The sequence below is a fragment of the Streptomyces sp. NPDC005576 genome (assembly GCF_042871745.1).
Lineage (GTDB): Bacteria > Actinomycetota > Actinomycetes > Streptomycetales > Streptomycetaceae > Streptomyces.
Map to the genome: position 1 here is coordinate 278210 of NZ_JBIAJC010000004.1, position 16004 is coordinate 294213.

Annotated in this window: 15 protein-coding genes; 10 read left to right on the plus strand and 5 right to left on the minus strand. The window is 71.5% G+C overall.

Annotated features, from left to right (window positions below; genetic code table 11):
• Positions 1-192 precede the first annotated feature (192 nt).
• The 7 genes from glmU (at position 193) to ACFYPN_RS09340 (ending at position 6442) form a co-directional block, all read left to right on the plus strand.
• Positions 193-1638 carry a bifunctional UDP-N-acetylglucosamine diphosphorylase/glucosamine-1-phosphate N-acetyltransferase GlmU gene (gene glmU / locus ACFYPN_RS09310; protein ID WP_389297492.1) on the plus strand — a complete coding sequence of 482 codons (1446 nt, stop codon included), beginning with the start codon at positions 193-195 and terminating at the stop codon, positions 1636-1638.
• Positions 1639-1758: 120 nt separating this feature from the next.
• The gene (locus tag ACFYPN_RS09315) at positions 1759-2748 is read left to right on the plus strand and encodes a ribose-phosphate diphosphokinase (RefSeq protein WP_358758563.1); all 990 of its coding nucleotides are present in this window, start codon (positions 1759-1761) and stop codon (positions 2746-2748) included.
• 287 nt (positions 2749-3035) lie between these two features.
• Complete coding sequence (locus ACFYPN_RS09320; RefSeq protein WP_358758561.1) at positions 3036-3620, plus strand: 50S ribosomal protein L25/general stress protein Ctc; 585 nt, start codon at positions 3036-3038, stop codon at positions 3618-3620.
• 164 nt (positions 3621-3784) lie between these two features.
• Positions 3785-4378, plus strand: coding sequence for an aminoacyl-tRNA hydrolase (gene pth / locus ACFYPN_RS09325; RefSeq protein ID WP_358758559.1), 594 nt, complete (start codon positions 3785-3787; stop codon positions 4376-4378).
• Between the two features lie 163 nt (positions 4379-4541).
• The gene (locus ACFYPN_RS09330; protein WP_389297495.1) at positions 4542-5108 is read left to right on the plus strand and encodes a hypothetical protein; all 567 of its coding nucleotides are present in this window, start codon (positions 4542-4544) and stop codon (positions 5106-5108) included.
• A 213-nt stretch (positions 5109-5321) separates the two neighbouring features.
• On the plus strand, positions 5322-5786 hold the full coding sequence (locus ACFYPN_RS09335; protein WP_358758555.1) for a hypothetical protein: 465 nt from the start codon (positions 5322-5324) through the stop codon (positions 5784-5786).
• Between the two features lie 110 nt (positions 5787-5896).
• Positions 5897-6442: a hypothetical protein gene (locus ACFYPN_RS09340; protein ID WP_389297497.1), complete on the plus strand. Its 546-nt coding sequence runs from the start codon at positions 5897-5899 to the stop codon at positions 6440-6442.
• A 99-nt stretch (positions 6443-6541) separates the two neighbouring features.
• On the opposite strand, the gene ppc is transcribed toward ACFYPN_RS09340, so the two are convergent.
• A complete protein-coding gene (gene ppc / locus ACFYPN_RS09345; protein ID WP_358758551.1) occupies positions 6542-9271 on the minus strand; it encodes a phosphoenolpyruvate carboxylase in 2730 nt (909 codons plus the stop codon).
• Between the two features lie 402 nt (positions 9272-9673).
• On the opposite strand from ppc, the gene ACFYPN_RS09350 reads away from it, so the two are divergent.
• Positions 9674-10678 (plus strand): fatty acid desaturase, encoded by a 1005-nt coding sequence (locus ACFYPN_RS09350; protein ID WP_358758549.1) that lies wholly within the window; start codon positions 9674-9676, stop codon positions 10676-10678.
• Complete coding sequence (locus ACFYPN_RS09355; RefSeq protein WP_358758547.1) at positions 10675-11361, plus strand: TetR/AcrR family transcriptional regulator; 687 nt, start codon at positions 10675-10677, stop codon at positions 11359-11361. The genes ACFYPN_RS09350 and ACFYPN_RS09355 overlap by 4 nt, the downstream gene beginning before the upstream one ends.
• 112 nt (positions 11362-11473) lie before the next feature.
• Here ACFYPN_RS09355 and ACFYPN_RS09360 read toward each other — a convergent pair whose 3' ends face one another.
• Together ACFYPN_RS09360 and ACFYPN_RS09365 are read right to left on the minus strand one after the other, a co-directional pair.
• Entirely contained in the window at positions 11474-12052 is a 579-nt protein-coding gene (locus ACFYPN_RS09360; protein ID WP_389297500.1) for a Uma2 family endonuclease, read from the minus strand.
• A gap of 128 nt (positions 12053-12180) precedes the next feature.
• Positions 12181-12984, minus strand: coding sequence for a trans-aconitate 2-methyltransferase (locus tag ACFYPN_RS09365; RefSeq protein ID WP_389297502.1), 804 nt, complete (start codon positions 12982-12984; stop codon positions 12181-12183).
• Between the two features lie 87 nt (positions 12985-13071).
• Here ACFYPN_RS09365 and ACFYPN_RS09370 point away from each other — a divergent pair, with 87 nt between their 5' ends.
• On the plus strand, positions 13072-13569 hold the full coding sequence (locus ACFYPN_RS09370; RefSeq protein ID WP_358758543.1) for a MarR family transcriptional regulator: 498 nt from the start codon (positions 13072-13074) through the stop codon (positions 13567-13569).
• On the opposite strand, the gene ACFYPN_RS09375 is transcribed toward ACFYPN_RS09370, so the two are convergent.
• Positions 13528-14301: a response regulator transcription factor gene (locus tag ACFYPN_RS09375; protein ID WP_358758541.1), complete on the minus strand. Its 774-nt coding sequence runs from the start codon at positions 14299-14301 to the stop codon at positions 13528-13530. The genes ACFYPN_RS09370 and ACFYPN_RS09375 overlap by 42 nt on opposite strands.
• A 466-nt stretch (positions 14302-14767) precedes the next feature.
• Positions 14768-15988, minus strand: a complete 1221-nt coding sequence (gene galK, locus ACFYPN_RS09380) for a galactokinase (RefSeq protein ID WP_389297616.1) — start codon at positions 15986-15988, stop codon at positions 14768-14770.
• Between the last annotated feature and the right edge of the window lie 16 nt (positions 15989-16004).

Here is a 16004-nt window from a genome sequence, read left to right on the forward strand (position 1 = left end):
CCGTTTTCACCCCCCCGGGGTATACTACGGCCCCCCGGGGGTTTTTGGGCCCTTTTTGTGCTGTGCCGCGGGGGGGGGGGGGGGGGGGCCGGCCGGCCCCCCCCCCCCGGGGGGGGCCCCCGCGCCCGTTTCCGGCAGGTGCACCCCCGGTATCCTGCGGGTGACCGCACCCGAAAGCCGAAGGGCACATCCGTGAGCGCCAGCAGCCCCGCAGCAGTCGTCGTCCTCGCAGCGGGTGGAGGCACCCGCATGAAGTCGAAGACGCCCAAGGTCCTCCACGAGGTCGCCGGGCGCTCGCTCGTCGGGCACGTCGTCGCCGCTGCCCGCGAACTCGACCCCGGGCAGCTCGTCGTGGTCGTCGGGCACGCCGGCGAGCAGGTCGTCGCGCACCTCGGTGCGACCGTCGCGGACGTGCGCACCGCCTTCCAGGCGGAGCAGAACGGCACCGGGCACGCCACCCGCGTCGGACTCCAGGAGCTCGGCGGCGTCGAGGGCACCGTGATCGTCGTCTGCGGCGACACCCCGCTGCTCTCCGGTGCGACGCTCGGCGCGCTCGCCGCCACCCACGCCTCGGACGGCAACGCCGTCACCGTGCTCACCGCCGAGGTGCCGGACTCCACCGGCTACGGCCGGATCGTGCGCGACGCCGCCAGCGGCGCGGTCACCGAGATCGTCGAGCACAAGGACGCGAGCCCGTCCCAGCGCGCGATCCGGGAGATCAACTCCGGGGTCTTCGCCTTCGACGGCCGGCTCCTCGCGGACGCCCTCGGCAAACTGCGCTCCGACAACAGCCAGGGCGAGGAGTACCTCACCGACGTGCTGTCCATCCTGCGCGAGGCGGGCCACCGGGTCGGCGCCTCGGTCGCGGCGGACCACCGGGAGATCCTCGGCATCAACAACCGCGTCCAGCTCGCCGAGGCCCGCCGCCTGCTCAACCAGCGGCTGCTGGAGCGGGCCATGCTGGCCGGCGTCACGATCGTGGACCCGGCCTCGACGCTGGTCGACGTGACGGTCACCTTCGGGCAGGACGCGGTGGTGCACCCCGGTACGCAGCTGCTCGGGACCACCCACGTCGCCGAGGACGCCGAGGTCGGCCCGAACACACGGCTGAAGGACACCGTCGTCCACGAGGGTGCCCGGGTGGACAACACGGTCTCCGACAGTGCCGAGATCGGCCCCGGCGCCACCGTCGGCCCGTACGCCTACCTGCGCCCGGGCACGAAGCTCGGCGCCCGGGCGAAGGCCGGTACGTACGTCGAGATGAAGAACGCCACGATCGGCGAGGGGACCAAGGTCCCGCACCTCTCGTACGTCGGCGACGCGACCATCGGCGACCACAGCAACATCGGCGCCGCCAGCGTGTTCGTGAACTACGACGGCGTGGCCAAGCACCACACCACGATCGGTTCGCACTGCCGCACCGGGTCGGACAATATGTTTGTGGCACCCGTCACGGTCGGAGACGGCGTTTACACCGCGGCGGGTTCGGTCATCACCAAGGACGTACCCGCCGGTTCCCTGGCCGTCGCCCGGGGCCAGCAGCGGAATATCGAGGGCTGGGTCGCGCGCAAGCGGCCCGGAAGCGCCGCCGCTCAGGCCGCCTTGGCCGCCACACAGGATTCCGACGGCGAAAGCTGACCGGAAACACGCGCGCCGGACTCGGCGTACCGTGAAAGATGCTCACCCATTTCGGCTGGCACGTTGCACATCGGGACACATGCGTGCAACGGTCAGAAACACGTCTGAGGAGACTGTGCTGTGACCGGGATCAAGACGACCGGCGAGAAGAAACTGATGTTCTTCTCCGGCCGCGCCCACCCCGAGCTGGCCGAGGAGGTCGCACACCAGTTGGGTGTCGGTCTCGTGCCGACGAAGGCCTTCGATTTCGCCAACGGTGAGATCTACGTCCGCTTCCAGGAATCCGCCCGCGGTGCCGACTGCTTCCTGATCCAGAGCCACACGGCTCCGATCAACAAGTGGATCATGGAGCAGCTGATCATGCTGGACGCGCTGAAGCGCGCCTCGGCACGTTCGGTCACAGTGATCGTTCCGTTCTACGGCTACGCCCGCCAGGACAAGAAGCACCGCGGTCGCGAGCCGATCTCGGCCCGTCTGGTCGCCGACCTCATGCAGACGGCGGGCGCCGACCGCATCCTCACCGTCGACCTGCACACCGACCAGATCCAGGGCTTCTTCGACGGCCCGGTCGACCACCTCTTCGCGCTGCCGATCCTCGCCGACTACGTCGGTGCCAAGGTCGACCGCTCGAAGCTGACGATCGTCTCCCCGGACGCCGGCCGCGTACGCGTCGCCGACCGCTGGTGCGACCGGCTGGACGCCCCGCTGGCGATCGTGCACAAGCGCCGCGACAAGGACGTCCCGAACCAGGTCAGCGTCCACGAGGTCGTCGGCAACGTCCAGGGCCGGGTCTGTGTCCTGGTCGACGACATGATCGACACCGGTGGCACGATCTGCGCCGCCGCCGACGCCCTGTTCGCGCACGGTGCCGAGGACGTCATAGTGACGGCCACCCACGGCGTGCTCTCCGGCCCGGCCGCGGACCGCCTGAAGAACTCCAAGGTCAGCGAGTTCGTCTTCACGGACACCCTGCCGACCCCGGGCGAGCTGGAGCTCGACAAGATCACGGTGCTCTCCATCGCCCCGACGATCGCCCGCGCGGTGCGCGAGGTCTTCGAGGACGGGTCGGTCACCAGCCTCTTCGAGAGCGACGAGCGCGACGAGCACTGATCGCGAAGGGCCGGCGCTGAAGAGCTCCGACCAGTGACGGTGGTCCCGACCGCCGCCCACGGGTCCGCCACGTTGCACGAGTAACCCGCAGGTCAGCGGGGGGCTGGTGCGGGCGGGACTGATCCACTTGGGGTACGGCCTCCCCGCCGGGTAGACTCACGGAGTTGCTCGGCGAGGGAGGCCGTACTCATGTACGGCGCTCCGTTATCGACGCGCTCTTCGTAGCAGGCCATCAAGTCGTGGCCGGGTGACCAGTCCGTTTTCGTCACCCCACGAGGAGTGCAGTCATGGCCGACCAGATCAACCTCGCCGTCGAAGGCCGTTCCGAGTTCGGCAAGGGCGCCGCCCGCCGCGCCCGCCGCGCCAACCTGGTTCCCGCGGTCGTCTACGGCCACGGCGCCGAGTCCGTGCACATCAACCTGCCGGCCCACGAGCTGCAGCTCGCGCTCCGCACCCCGAACGTCCTGATCGGTCTCGAGATCGACGGCAAGAGCGCGCTCGTCATCCCGAAGGCCGTGCAGCGCAACGCCATCAAGGGCAACATCGAGCACGTCGACCTGCTGACCGTGAAGCGCGGCGAGAAGGTCAACGTCGAGATCACGATCGAGACCGAGGGCGACCTGGCCCCGGGCGCCTTCCTGGTCGACTTCGTCCAGAACACCCTGAGCATCGAGGCCGAGGCCACCCACATCCCCGAGTCCGTGACGGTCTCCATCGCGGGCCTGTCCGCCGGTGACTCGATCCTCGCCAAGGACATCACGCTGCCGAAGGGCTCCGTGCTCTCCGGTGACGAGGACGCCATCGTGCTCCAGGTCGTCGCCGCGCAGGCCGAGGAGCCGTCCGCCGAGGCCGCCGAGACCACCGAGGCCTGAGCCTCCGTCCCGCACCGACCTGCTTGACCGACGGGGCGGCGGTCTCCCTTCCCGGGAGTCCGCCGCCCCGTCGGCCTGTGCGGGGCACCGAGCCCGCTGTGACCCGCCCCGCCCCGCCCTCCGGCCGTTTTCGCCCGGCCCGCATCCGAGGAGACAGCGCGCAGATGTCCGACGTCACCGACCCCTGGCTCATCGTGGGCCTCGGCAATCCCGGCCCCGAGTACACCGCGAACCGGCACAACGTCGGCTTCATGGTCGCCGACCTGCTGGCCGAACGGATCGGCGGGAAGTTCAAGCGGGCGCAGAAGGCGCAGGCGCAGGTGGTGGAGGGCCGCATCGGCCCGCCCGGCCCGGCGAACCGGCGGGTGATCCTGGCGAAGCCGCAGTCGTACATGAACCTGTCGGGCGGCCCGGTGACGGCACTGCGCGACTTCTACAAGGTGCCGACCGACCATGTCGTCGCGGTCCACGACGAGTTGGACATCGACTTCGGCTCACTGCGGCTGAAACTCGGCGGCGGCGACAACGGCCACAACGGCCTGAAGTCGATGACGAAATCGATGGGTCCGGAGTACCACCGGGTGCGCTTCGGCATCGGCCGGCCGCCGGGCCGGATGCAGGTCGCGGACTTCGTGCTGAAGGACTTCTCCTCCACCGAACGCAAGGAGCTCGCCTACCTGGTGGACCGGGCGGCCGATGCGGTGGAGTCACTGCTCGCGGACGGTCTGGAGCGGGCCCAGGGGACGTACAACTCCTAGGGCCGTATCTGACCATTCCCGCCGGGCGGGCGGCGAATGGTCAGACGCAACCCAGGGTCTGTACGGGGTTGGCTCGCTGCGTCGCGGGGCTGGGCGCACGGCTTCGGTCTCCCACCGAGGGCGCCGGGAGTGCGCCGCTCCGGCGCTGGCAGAATCACCGTTCATGCCACACACCCCATCGATCACCCGGACCCGCATGGGCGCACTGCTGCATGCCACGGGCATGGTGACGGAAGCAGCAGCGCGCGAGGCTCTCGCAGCCGCCGCCGGATACGCGGACAGGGCACTGACGCCGTACGAAACGGCCCGCGCGCTGGAGGAGTTCGGGGTGGCGGTCTCGGCCCACGGTGACGACGTCGACTCCCTCGGCGAAAGCTACGCTGCCCTCCTGGCGCGGGCCGCCCGGGTCGCCGGTGGTGGGGTCGCCATCACCGACGTACGGCTGGTGCGGGGAGAGGGCGAGTTCGCCGACGGGCGGGCGGACCGGGTGGAGTTCGACCGGGACGACGTCCGCGTATCCGTCCCCGCCGAGCACTTCGCGGACGACTACCTCGACCACTTCGCCGCCTGCAGGGCGGTGGCCCGGACCGTTCACCGCGACGACCCCCGCTCGTGGCGGTCCGTGGACTTCCCCCGCGAGCCGCATGCGACGTACGACAGCATCATGGTGCTGGCCACGCCCGAGCAGGCGGAGTCGTTGCGGGTCCGTCTGGGGCTCCGGATCGGCTGACGGCCCCCGACGCTCGGTCCCGGCGCGGTCGGCGACCTGCCGGTCGAGGCAGTGCCTGCCGTGGACAGGACCGGCAGAGCGCGAGGCGGCCTCGTCCGGAGCCGCGAAGGCATCGGACCGGGAACGCCCAACTCCCGACATATACACCGCTTCCCCGTCCCTTTTCGGCCGCAAGTTGACCGAGGGCATTGTCCTGCCCAAAGATCGGCCCCCATGAAGCCCTCCCAGCGCATGGCCGTGATCGCCCGCAACGGTGCGATGGCCCTGGTCACCCTGCTGCTGCTCGTCGCGGGGGCGTGGACGTCGTGGGAGACGGCGCACCACATCATTCTGGCCAAGGGCCGTGAGCACGGCACGTTGACGGTGACCGGCTGCGGCGACGACACCTGTACCGGGACGTACGCCCCGGACGCCCAGTCCCCGCCGCGCTCGGGTGTGATCGTCACGCGCTCGGTCGCGGCGCAGCGCGGCGACGAGTTCCCGGTGGTGCTCAAGCCCGGCACCGCCGAGGCCGTACGGACCGGTGTCCCCGGATTCCTGCACGCCTGGCTCCCGTTGGGCGGCGCCCTGATCCTGGCCTCCCTGGTGGTGGGCGGCGGCCTGCGGCTGACCCGTACGGCGTGGGCGGCGGGGGTCGCGGGGGCGGCGCTGCTGGTGGCGACGTTCCTCGCACTGTGAGGGGGCGCGCGAGGGCCGCCGGACGTGCGACGTACCGCATTCCGTGTTCCTGAGCGACGACCTTCAGGCTTCTCCTCCCTTGTGCGCCAGGGGTGTTGGAGGATTCGCCCATGGATTCTCGTGCGACCGATTCGACCGGCCCGACCAATCCCACCGACCCCACCGCCGACGCGGCGGCCACGTACCTCACGGCACTCCACCAGCGGCTGACGACCGACGGTTGCGCAGTCTCTTCGCCCGGTTGGCAGGAGTACCGGGTGGTGACCGGCTACCGCGCCGACCGCAAGGTCCGGTGGTTCGGGACGAAGGCCGAGCTGTTCGTCTTCGCGGCGGCCGTCCCCGAGATCGACCAGGCCACCCTGGGGGCGTTCACCGCCTGGGCCATGCGTTACGCCAAGAGCCTGCGCGGAGGCATCCCCGGTGCGCGCAACGCGGCGCTGGTCCTCCCCGCCCTGGTGAGCGAACGCGTCCGGCCCGAGGCTGCCCGGTGGGCGGCCCAGGACGCCCGGCTCCTCGACACGACACTGATCAGCCGCCCCCTCACGGTCGAGACCACCCAGGGCGCCGCACGCACCACGATGTACCGGGGCGGCACCGCGTGGGGCGGCATGTTCACGAGCCACGTACTGGAGAAGGCCGCCCTGTACTTCCCATGACCCCGCCTCCCCACGAGGCGGCCCGCACGCCCAGGTGCCCCCGCCCGGACGGCATGTCCGGACGGGGGCACCGTCAGCGAGCGGGCAACGACCGCTGGATCAGCCGGTGTTGCGGAGCCCCGCCGCCACACCGTTGACGGTGAGGAGCAGCGCGCGGGCGAGCAGCGGGTCGGCTTCCTCGCCGGCCTCCGCGGCGTCGCGCTGGCGCTTGAGGAGGGCGACCTGGAGGTAGGAGATCGGGTCCAGGTAGGCGTCGCGGATGGCGAAGGTCTGCTGGAGGACCGGGCTGGTGCCGAGGAGTTCGGTGTTGCCGGTGATCCGCAGGACTTCCTGGACGGTGAGGGCGTGTTCGGCCTCGATGGCGTCGAAGACGTGCTTCAGCTCGTCGGGGACGAGGGTGTCGACGTAGTGGCGGGCGATGCGCAGGTCCGTCTTGGCCAGCGTCATCTCGACGTTGGACAGGAAGTTCTGGAAGAAGTGCCACTGGCCGTGCATCTCGTCCAGCACGGTGTCGAGACCGGCCTCGCGCAGGGCCTTGAGGCCCGAGCCGACGCCGAACCAGCCGGGGACGATCTGCCGCGACTGGGTCCAGCCGAAGACCCACGGGATGGCGCGCAGGCCGTCGAGCGAGACGCCCGAGCCGGGGCGGCGGGAGGGCCGCGAGCCGAGGTGCAGGTCGGCGAGCTGGTCCACCGGGGTGGAGGCGAGGAAGTACGAGGGCAGGTCGGGGTCCTCGACCAGCTTGCGGTACGCGGAGTGGGCGGCGTCCGAGACGGTGTCCATGGCCGCGTCCCAGCGGGCCAGCGCCTCGTCCGACTGACGCGGCGCGGTGTGCAGGGCGGAGGCCTGCAGGGTGGCCGCGACGGTGAGTTCCAGGTTCTCGCGGGCGAGCGCCGGGATGAGGTACTTGTCGGAGATGACCTCGCCCTGCTCGGTCACCTTGATCTCGCCCTCCAGGGTTCCCCAGGGCTGGGCGAGGATCGCGTCGTGCGAGGGGCCGCCACCACGGCCGACGGTGCCGCCGCGGCCGTGGAAGAGGCGCAGCCGTACGCCGTAGCGGTGGGCGACGTCGCGCAGCCGGCGCTGGGCGCGGTGGATCTCCCACTGGGAGGTGGTGATGCCGCCGAACTTGGAGGAGTCGGAGTAGCCGAGCATGACCTCCTGGACGTCGCCGCGCAGGGAGACGAGGCGCCGGTAGGAGGGGTCGGCGAGCATCTCGTCGAGGATGACGTCGGCGGCGCGCAGCTCGTCGGTGGTCTCGAGGAGCGGCACGATGCCGATCTTCGCCCAGCCGGCGTGCAGGTCGAGGAGGCCCGCCTCGCGGGCGAGGACGGCCGCGGCGAACACGTCGTCGGCGCCCTGGCACATCGAGATGATGTAGGACTCGATGACCTCGGGGCCGAAACGCTCGAACGCTTCCTGGATGGTGTGGAAGACGCCGAGGGTCTTGGCGCCCGCCGCGTCCAGCGGAGCCGGGGTCGGGGCGAGCGGGCGACGGGAGCGGAGTTCCTTGGCGAGGAGCTTCTGCCGGTAGTCGCGCGGCATGTCGCTGTAGCGCCACGACTCCTCGCCGAGCCGGTCGAAGAGCTGACCGAGGGCGTGGTGGTGGGCGTCGGCGTGCTCGCGTACGTCCATGGTGGCGAGCTGGAGGCCGAAGGCGCCCAGCGTACGGATGGTGCGGTCCATCCGGCCGTCGGCGAAGAGGCCGCCGCGGTGCTCGCGCAGCGAGGTCTGGATGAGGGTGAGGTCCGCGAGGAGCTCGGAGGTGCCGAGGTAGTCGCAGCCGGGGCGGTGCGGGGTGCCCTGGGCGAGGCGCTCGCGGGTGTTGACGAGCTTCTGGCGGATGCAGGTGGCCTTGAGCCGGTACGGCTCCTCGGCGTTCAGCCGCTTGTAGCGCGGGCTGATCTCCGGGAGGCGCTCCAGGTCGGCCTGGAGGGATTCGAGCAGCTCTTCGGTGGCGCCCGTGTAACGGATGGAGTTGGAGAGCAGCCCGCGCAGGTGGTCGATGAGTTCGAGGGCGTCGGTGATGCCGTGCTCGTGCTGGAGGATCAGCACGTCCCAGGTGACGGCGGGCGTCACATTGGGGTTGCCGTCGCGGTCGCCACCGATCCAGGTACCGAAGGTGAGCGGGCGGGTGCCCGGGGGCAGCGGGGCGCCGACGCGCTCCAGCTCGGCGGAGAGGTCTTCGAGGACGTCGCCCACCGCGTTGGCGTGCAGCTCGTCCAAGTAGTAGATGGCGTTGCGGGCTTCGTCGGCCGGCTCCGGGCGGACGACGCGCAGCTCGTCGGTCTGCCAGATGAGGTCGATGTTCTCCGCGAGCCGCAGGTCGACGCGGCGCCGGTCGGCCTCGATGACGGGCGTCTCCAGCAGGGCGGCGATGCGGCGGAGCTTGTTCAGTACGGAGCGGCGGGCGGCCTCGGTGGGGTGGGCCGTGAAGACGGGCCGCACGTTGAGGTTCTTGACGGTCTCCCGCAGGTGCTCGGGGTCGGCGTCCTTGAGGAGGTCGGCGGTACGGGCGAGGAGTCCGCCCTCCGCGGCACGCCGGTCACGCATCTCGTGGGCGCGGTGCACCTGCTCGGTGACGTTGGCCAGGTGGAAGTAGGTGGAGAAGGCGCGCACGAGCTGCGCCGCGGTCTCCAGATCGGTGTCACCGAGAAGCTCGGCCGCCGCTTCGCCGTCCGTACGGGTGAGGGCGCGGACGCGTTCGACGAGTTCGAGGAGTTCCGGGCCCTCCTGGCGTACCAGGGTCTCGCCCAGCAGGTCGCCGAGGCGACGGATGTCGGCTCGCAGCTCGGGGCTGGCGGCAGGGGTCTGGTCGGCACTGCTCACAGTGTGCGGCTCCTTGCAGTGGTAGAGCACGAATCCGGGGCCAACGGCCGCAGCGGTGCTGGTGCCGCCCCCGGGACGAGCGGGGTGCGGACCGCGCTGTCCGACCCTCCCAGGATATGTGTCACCGGCGTCGGCGCGTCCGGTGGCCTCACAGGGTGGGACGGCGGGGGCACGAGGGCCTGTATCGGGTTGGCCCGCGGCGTCCGACAACCCCCTACAGGCCCTGGACGGCCGGAGCCGTACAGGCTTTACCCGGATGGGGGCAGGAGATACCACGAACGGCGCACGGAACGTGGTCTGGTGGTGTGGGCCGCGTCACTGCACTACTTACGATCCCGTAAGTCACGGCCCCGTAGCCCAAGGCCGATTCCGAATTGTTCTCCTCACCCCCCGGGGGACCACATGACCATCAGCCCCGATCTGACCGACCAGCCGGAGCCACCGGCGCCGTCCGGTCCCGATCCCGTCCCCTCCGCCACGCTCGGCGGCGACAGCAAGCGGTCGATCGAACAGATCGCGCTGCTCCTCTTCATCGTGGTGCCGTTCGCGGCCCTGGTGGCGGCGGTGCCGCTGCTCTGGGGGCACGGCGTCAGCTGGCTCGATCTGGGGCTGATGGTGGCGATGTACTACATCGGCTGCCACGGCGTCACGATCGGCTTCCACCGTTACTTCACGCACGGCTCCTTCAAGGCGAAGCGCCCGCTGCGCATCGCGCTCGCCGTCGCCGGCTCGCTGGCCGTGGAGGGCCCGCTGGTGCGGTGGGTCGCCGATCACCGCAAGCACCACCGGTTCTCCGACGCCGAGGGCGACCCCCACTCGCCGTGGCGCTTCGGCGAGACGATGCCGGCCCTGATCAAGGGCCTGTGGTGGGCGCACATCGGCTGGATGTTCAACGAGGAGCAGACCCCGCAGCAGAAGTACGCCCCCGACCTGGTCAAGGACCCGGCGATGAGGGCGATCTCCCGCCACTTCCTGACCTTCACGATCATCTCGCTGGGAATCCCGCCGCTGATCGGCGGTCTGGTGACGATGTCGTGGTGGGGTGCGGCGACGGCCTTCTTCTGGGGTTCCCTGGTACGGGTGGCGCTGCTCCACCACGTCACCTGGGCGATCAACTCGATCTGCCACGCGGTCGGCAAGCGCCCCTTCAAGTCCCGCGACAGGTCGGGGAACGTGTGGTGGCTGGCGGTGCTCTCCTGCGGCGAGTCCTGGCACAACCTGCACCACGCGGACCCGACGAGCGCCCGGCACGGGGTGATGCGCGGCCAGATCGACTCCAGCGCCCGACTGATCCGCTGGTTCGAGCAGCTGGGCTGGGCGTCCGACGTCCGGTGGCCGGACGCCGACCGCATCGACTCACGACGCAAGGAGTCCCGGCGCGAGGCCGTGCCCGCCGACGCGGCATGATGGGGAGCGTGGCGACCGACGGCAGCACGAGCAGCGAGAAGAGCAGCCCTCCCCCCGTGCGCCGGACCCCGCGGGTCCGGATGACGGGGAAGGAGCGGCGCGAACAGCTGCTGGACATCGGTCGCACGCTCTTCGCCGACAAGGGGTTCGAAGGGACCTCGGTGGAGGAGATCGCGGCCCGCGCCGGGGTCTCCAAGCCCGTGGTCTACGAGCACTTCGGCGGCAAGGAGGGCCTGTACGCCGTCGTGGTCGACCGCGAGATGCGCCGGCTGCTGGACATGGTGACGAGCGCCCTCACCGCGGGTCACCCGCGCGAGCTGCTGGAGCAGGCCGCCTTCGCGCTGCTCGACTACATCGACACGTACACGGACGGCTTCCGCATCCTGGTCCGGGACTCGCCGGTCGCCCAGTCGACGGGCACCTTCGCCTCGCTGATCAGTGACATCGCCACGCAGGTGGAGGACATCCTGGGCATGGAGTTCAAGGCCCGGGGCTTCGACCAGAAGCTGGCCCCGCTCTACGCGCAGGCCCTCGTCGGCATGGTGGCCCTGACCGGCCAGTGGTGGCTGGACGTCCGCAAGCCCCGCAAGGCGGAGGTGGCGGCGCACCTGGTGAACCTGGCCTGGCACGGCCTGGAGAACCTGGAGTCGAAGCCCCGGCTCATCGGGCACCGCAGGAGCTGACGTACGCGAAGGCGTACGAGGGGCTCCCGCCATCCGCGAGGGTGGCGGGACCCTTCTCGTACGGGCACGGACGGGCACGGACGGAGCGCGAAGCCGGCCGGGGCCCCGGCGGTCAGCGCACCCACTCCTTGAGGGGGTCGGTGTCCAGGGCGAAGCCGACGGGAGCGGGGAGCTCGATGGTCTTGCCGAAGGGGCGGCGCAGGACCTTGGTGTACGAACCGGCGTCGGGCTCGCTGTGGACGAGGGTCTCGCAGGCGTCGCGATCGATCAGCAGGTACACCGGGATGCCGGTCTCGGCGTAGGCCGCGGGCTTCTCCTCCCGGTCGCGCTTGTCGGTGTCGGCGTCGTAGGAGGTGACCTCCACGATCATGAGGACCCGGTCGGGGGAAGCCCATTCGCGCTCCCCGCCGAAGGCGCCCTCGGGGGCGAGCGTGCCGTCGGGCTTGGCGTGGCCATTGCGGTAGGTCTGAATCCTCAGGCCGCGTTCGGGGTAGAGCCACAGCTCGGGGCGGTGCTGCATGCAGCGTCGGGTGAGCCAGCGGATGATCTCGTCGTGGTCCCCGTCGGGCACGGCCTTGACCCCCAGCCTGCCGTGGATGAACTCCATGCGGACGCCCTCGCGCTCGGCGGCTGCGGCGATGCGCTCGAACTCCTCGGCCCGCATCTGGGGCCGGTGTTCCATGACCGTCACTGGGCACCTCCTGGCCTCCAGCTTAGGTGGTGTCCGGCGGATCAAGGCCGGGAAGCGCGCGGCGGTCCGGCAACGCCGCGAGGCGCCGTGCCGAGGGGCGGTGAGCCGCACATGGTCGAGTGCGGCGATCACCCCTCACCCTTCCGGGCGACCGCGAAGATCCGCCGGAACGGGAAGACCGTGCCGTGCGGGCCCTCGGGATAGGCGGTGCGCAGCAGGTCGCGGTAGGCCGTGAGGAAGGCGTCGCGGGCTTCGGGGTCGTCGGCGAGGGCGGCGAGGACCGGACGCAGGCTGGTCCCCCTGGTCCAGTCGAGCACCGCGTCCTCGCCGTGCAGGATCTGGAGGTACGTGGTCTCCCAGACGTCCACCGCCGCGCACCCGGCCCCGGTGAGCCGGTCGTAGTAGGCGGCGGGCTCCAGGACCGCGCCGTCGTGACGGAGGAGTCCGGCGAGTCGGTCCCGCCAGCGGCGGGACTCGGCGAGTTCGCGCAGCAGGACGTGGCTGGGGGCGGTGAAGTTGCCGGGGACCTGGAAGGCGAGGGTGCCGCCGGGGGCCAGGCCGTCCAGCCAGGCGGGGAAGCGGTCGGCGTGGCCGGGGACCCACTGGAGCAGGGCGTTGGAGACGATCAGGCCGTACGGCTCCGAGGGGACCCACTCCACCGCGTCCGCCTCGGCGAAGTCGAGCGTGGCGGTGGCCTGGGCGCGGGCCCTCTCCAGCATCTGCGGGGAGTTGTCGTAACCGGTGATCCGGCCCCCCGGCCACCGGTCGGCGAGGAGGAGGGTGACGTTGCCGGGGCCGCAGCCGAGGTCGGCGATGCGGGGGCGGGGGGCGCCGGGGAGCTCGCCGACCCGGGCGAGGAGATCGAGGAAGGGACGCGCCCGGTGCTCCGCGTGGTGGAGGTACTGACCGGGGTCCCAGACGGATGCGCTCATGCCCTCAGCATCACCCCGAACTATCTTGACGTCAAGACACTTGGAATCAAGAGACTTCATGTCGACAGACCCTTTACACTGATCGACATGGAGGACGAGGTCGACCGTCTGGTCGCAGCATGGCGCCGCGAGCGCCCCGACCTCGACGTGGAACCACTAGAGGTCCTCAGCCGGGTGTCGCGCCTCGCGCGCCATCTCGACCGGGCCCGCCGCATCGCGTTCTCCGAGCACAACCTGGAGCCCTGGGAGTTCGACGTCCTCACGTCGCTCCGCCGGGCCGGCGCCCCGTACCAGCTCTCCCCCGGCCAGCTGCTGACCCAGACCCTGGTCACCTCGGGCACGATGACCAACCGCATCGACCGGCTGACCAAGAAGAACCTCGTGGAGCGCCTCCCCGACCCCAACGACCGGCGCGGCGTACTGGTCCGGCTGACCGCCGAGGGGCGCGACAAGGCCGACCAGTCGCTGGCCGGCCTGCTCGACCAGGAGCGCGCCATCCTGGGCGAGCTCTCTCCGCGCCAGCGCGGCGAACTCGCCGACCTGCTACGCCAGTTGACTGCCCCGTTCGACAACGTCCCCGGATAGCTCCACCACTTCGGACGTCAGATCGACCGGACCCACGCCCGCCCTGCGGGCCAGGGCGACGGCCGCCAGCGTCGAATGCACCCCGAGCTTGCCCAGGACGTTCTGCATGTGGGTACGGACCGTGTGCGGGGAGAGGTAGAGCCGCTCCGCGACCGCCTTGCGCCCCAGCCCCGCGACCATGCAGCGCAGCACCTCCCGCTCGCGCGGGGTGAGCGACTCCACCAGCAGTTCGCTCTCGGTGCGGTGCTTGCGCGCGGCCGTCAACTCCCGCAGGACGCCGGTGAGCAGAGCCGGCGGCAGATGCGTCTCGCCGCGCAGCACCCCGCGGATGACCGCCAACAGGCGTTGCAGGGAACAGTCCTTGGCGACCCAGCCGCAGGCCCCCGCCTGGAGTGCCGCCGCCGCGCGGCGCGGATCGTCCCGCTCCGCGAGCACCACCGTGCGGACGCCCGGCCGGCCCTCGCGGACCCCCGCGACGAGCGAGATCCCGTCGACCGGACCGCCCTGGTGCGGGAGGGGGCCGGACCCCGGCGCCGTGCCGCCCAGTTCGGCGTCGACCAGCATGACGTCGTAGCCGCGGCCCTCGGTGGCTGCGCGGTCGAGGCAGCGCAGCGCGGCGGGGCCGCTGCCTGCGGCTGCCACGTCCACGTCCGGCTCGGCGGCGAGCGCGGCTGCGAGCGACTCGGCGAAAATACGGTGGTCGTCAACCACGAGAACCCGGATACGGGCCACGGTTACCCCCCAATGGGACGGTCCCGGGCCACCGTCCTGAAGGGGACCCGGGTGGGGACGCGTCGGGGCGGTCGTGACGCCCGAGGCCCGCGGAGGGAGAGCCGTCCGCACGAGCCCGCCGCGCGCACCGAGCCGCCATCCGCGCCCGGGTGCCGCACCGCCCGTCTCGGCCCCTGAACGGCACCGACCCCCACCGGTGCTGCACATCAGCGTACGGGCGTACGGGTGGCCGGGAAGCCGATTCACGGAAGTGACCGTCCCCGGCGTTCAGGAAGTGCTTCCTGCACGTAACGGGACGGATGGGGGACGGAAGTGGACGAACGAGGGCGGATTCCGCGCCGGTCCGGAGCCCACCGCCCACGGCCGCGTCCTGGCGTGCCCACGGCAGAGCGCCGGGCCGCGGCCGTGGGCCGGTCCCGGCGCTCGTACTCGTACACGCGCGGGTGGGTGGGTGCGGTCGGGGTCCTCAGACCAGGCGGCGCGCGCCCTGCGAGGGGACGGCGGCGAAGATGCCCGGGGTCGAATGACCGGCCGCCGCGAAGGCGTCGAGCACGGACGTGCTGACCGCCTCGGCGTCGGACTCCTCGACCAGCACGATCGCCGAACCGCCGAAGCCGCCGCCGGTCATGCGGGCACCCAGCGCGCCGGCCGCGTTCGCGGTCGCCACGGCGAGGTCCAGCTCGGCGCAGGAGACCCGCAGGTCGTCGCGGAGCGAGGTGTGGCCCTCGGTGAGCACGGGGCCCGCCGCGCGCACGTCCCCGGCGTCGAGCAGCGCGATGACCTGCTCCACCCGGGCGTTGTCGCTGACCACGTGGCGTACGTAGCGGACGACGGACTCGTCCGCTCCGGCCGCCTCCAGCCGGGCGAGGGCGTCGGGGAGGTCCTCGTACGCCAGCTCGCGCAGCTTGCCCAGCGAGAGCAGACGGGCGCCCTCCTCGCAGCCGGCGCGGCGCTCGGCGTACGCGCCGTCGCCGAGCGCGTGCTTGACGCGGGTGTCCACGACGAGCAGCCGCAGCCCGTGCGCGGCCAGGTCGAACGGCACCTGGCGCACGGCGAGGTCGCGGGTGTCGAGGTGGAGGGCATGGCCGTCGGTGCAGCACGCCGAAGCCATCTGGTCCATGACGCCGCAGGGCACGCCGACGAAGTCGTTCTCGGCGGCCTGGCCGAGGACCGCCAGCTCGGCGGCGCTCAGGCCGAGGCCGAAGAGGTCGTTGAGGGCGAGCGCGACGACCACTTCGAGGGCGGCGGACGAGGAGAGCCCGGCGCCGGTCGGCACGGTGGAAGTGACCTGGATGTCCGCGCCGGTGATCTTGTGGCCCGCCCGGCGCAGCGCCCAGACGACACCCGCCGGGTACGCGGCCCAGCCGTGGCCCTCGTTCGGGGTCAGGCCGTCGACGGCGAGCTGCACGATGCCGCCGGGTACGTCGGTGGAGTGCAGGCGCAGCTGTCCGTCGGTGCGCCGGGCGACGGCGGCACGGGCGACGTGCGGGAGGGCGAGCGGCATGACGAAGCCGTCGTTGAAGTCGGTGTACTCGCCTATGAGGTTGACACGGCCGGGCGCGGCCCAGACGCCTTCGGGCTCGGTGCCGTACAGCGCGCGGAAGGAGGCGATGAAGTCCGCCTGGTCCGCCTGGTCCGTCGGGCCGGTGGTCGCGACGGCCTCGGCGACGGTGTTCTCGGTGACCATGATCTCGGGAGTTGCG

Bases quoted from the DNA above. Each gene is read 5' to 3' on its own strand.
- ACFYPN_RS09320 (WP_358758561.1), top strand. From the start codon at position 3,036: ATGGCCGACCAGATCAACCTCGCCGTCGAAGGCCGTTCCGAGTTCGGC.
- pth (WP_358758559.1), top strand. From the start codon at position 3,785: ATGTCCGACGTCACCGACCCCTGGCTCATCGTGGGCCTCGGCAATCCC.
- ACFYPN_RS09330 (WP_389297495.1), top strand. From the start codon at position 4,542: ATGCCACACACCCCATCGATCACCCGGACCCGCATGGGCGCACTGCTG.
- ACFYPN_RS09335 (WP_358758555.1), top strand. From the start codon at position 5,322: ATGAAGCCCTCCCAGCGCATGGCCGTGATCGCCCGCAACGGTGCGATG.
- ACFYPN_RS09340 (WP_389297497.1), top strand. From the start codon at position 5,897: ATGGATTCTCGTGCGACCGATTCGACCGGCCCGACCAATCCCACCGAC.
- ACFYPN_RS09350 (WP_358758549.1), top strand. From the start codon at position 9,674: ATGACCATCAGCCCCGATCTGACCGACCAGCCGGAGCCACCGGCGCCG.
- ACFYPN_RS09355 (WP_358758547.1), top strand. From the start codon at position 10,675: ATGATGGGGAGCGTGGCGACCGACGGCAGCACGAGCAGCGAGAAGAGC.
- ACFYPN_RS09365 (WP_389297502.1), bottom strand. From the start codon at position 12,984: ATGAGCGCATCCGTCTGGGACCCCGGTCAGTACCTCCACCACGCGGAG.
- ACFYPN_RS09370 (WP_358758543.1), top strand. From the start codon at position 13,072: ATGGAGGACGAGGTCGACCGTCTGGTCGCAGCATGGCGCCGCGAGCGC.
- galK (WP_389297616.1), bottom strand. From the start codon at position 15,988: ATGGTCACCGAGAACACCGTCGCCGAGGCCGTCGCGACCACCGGCCCG.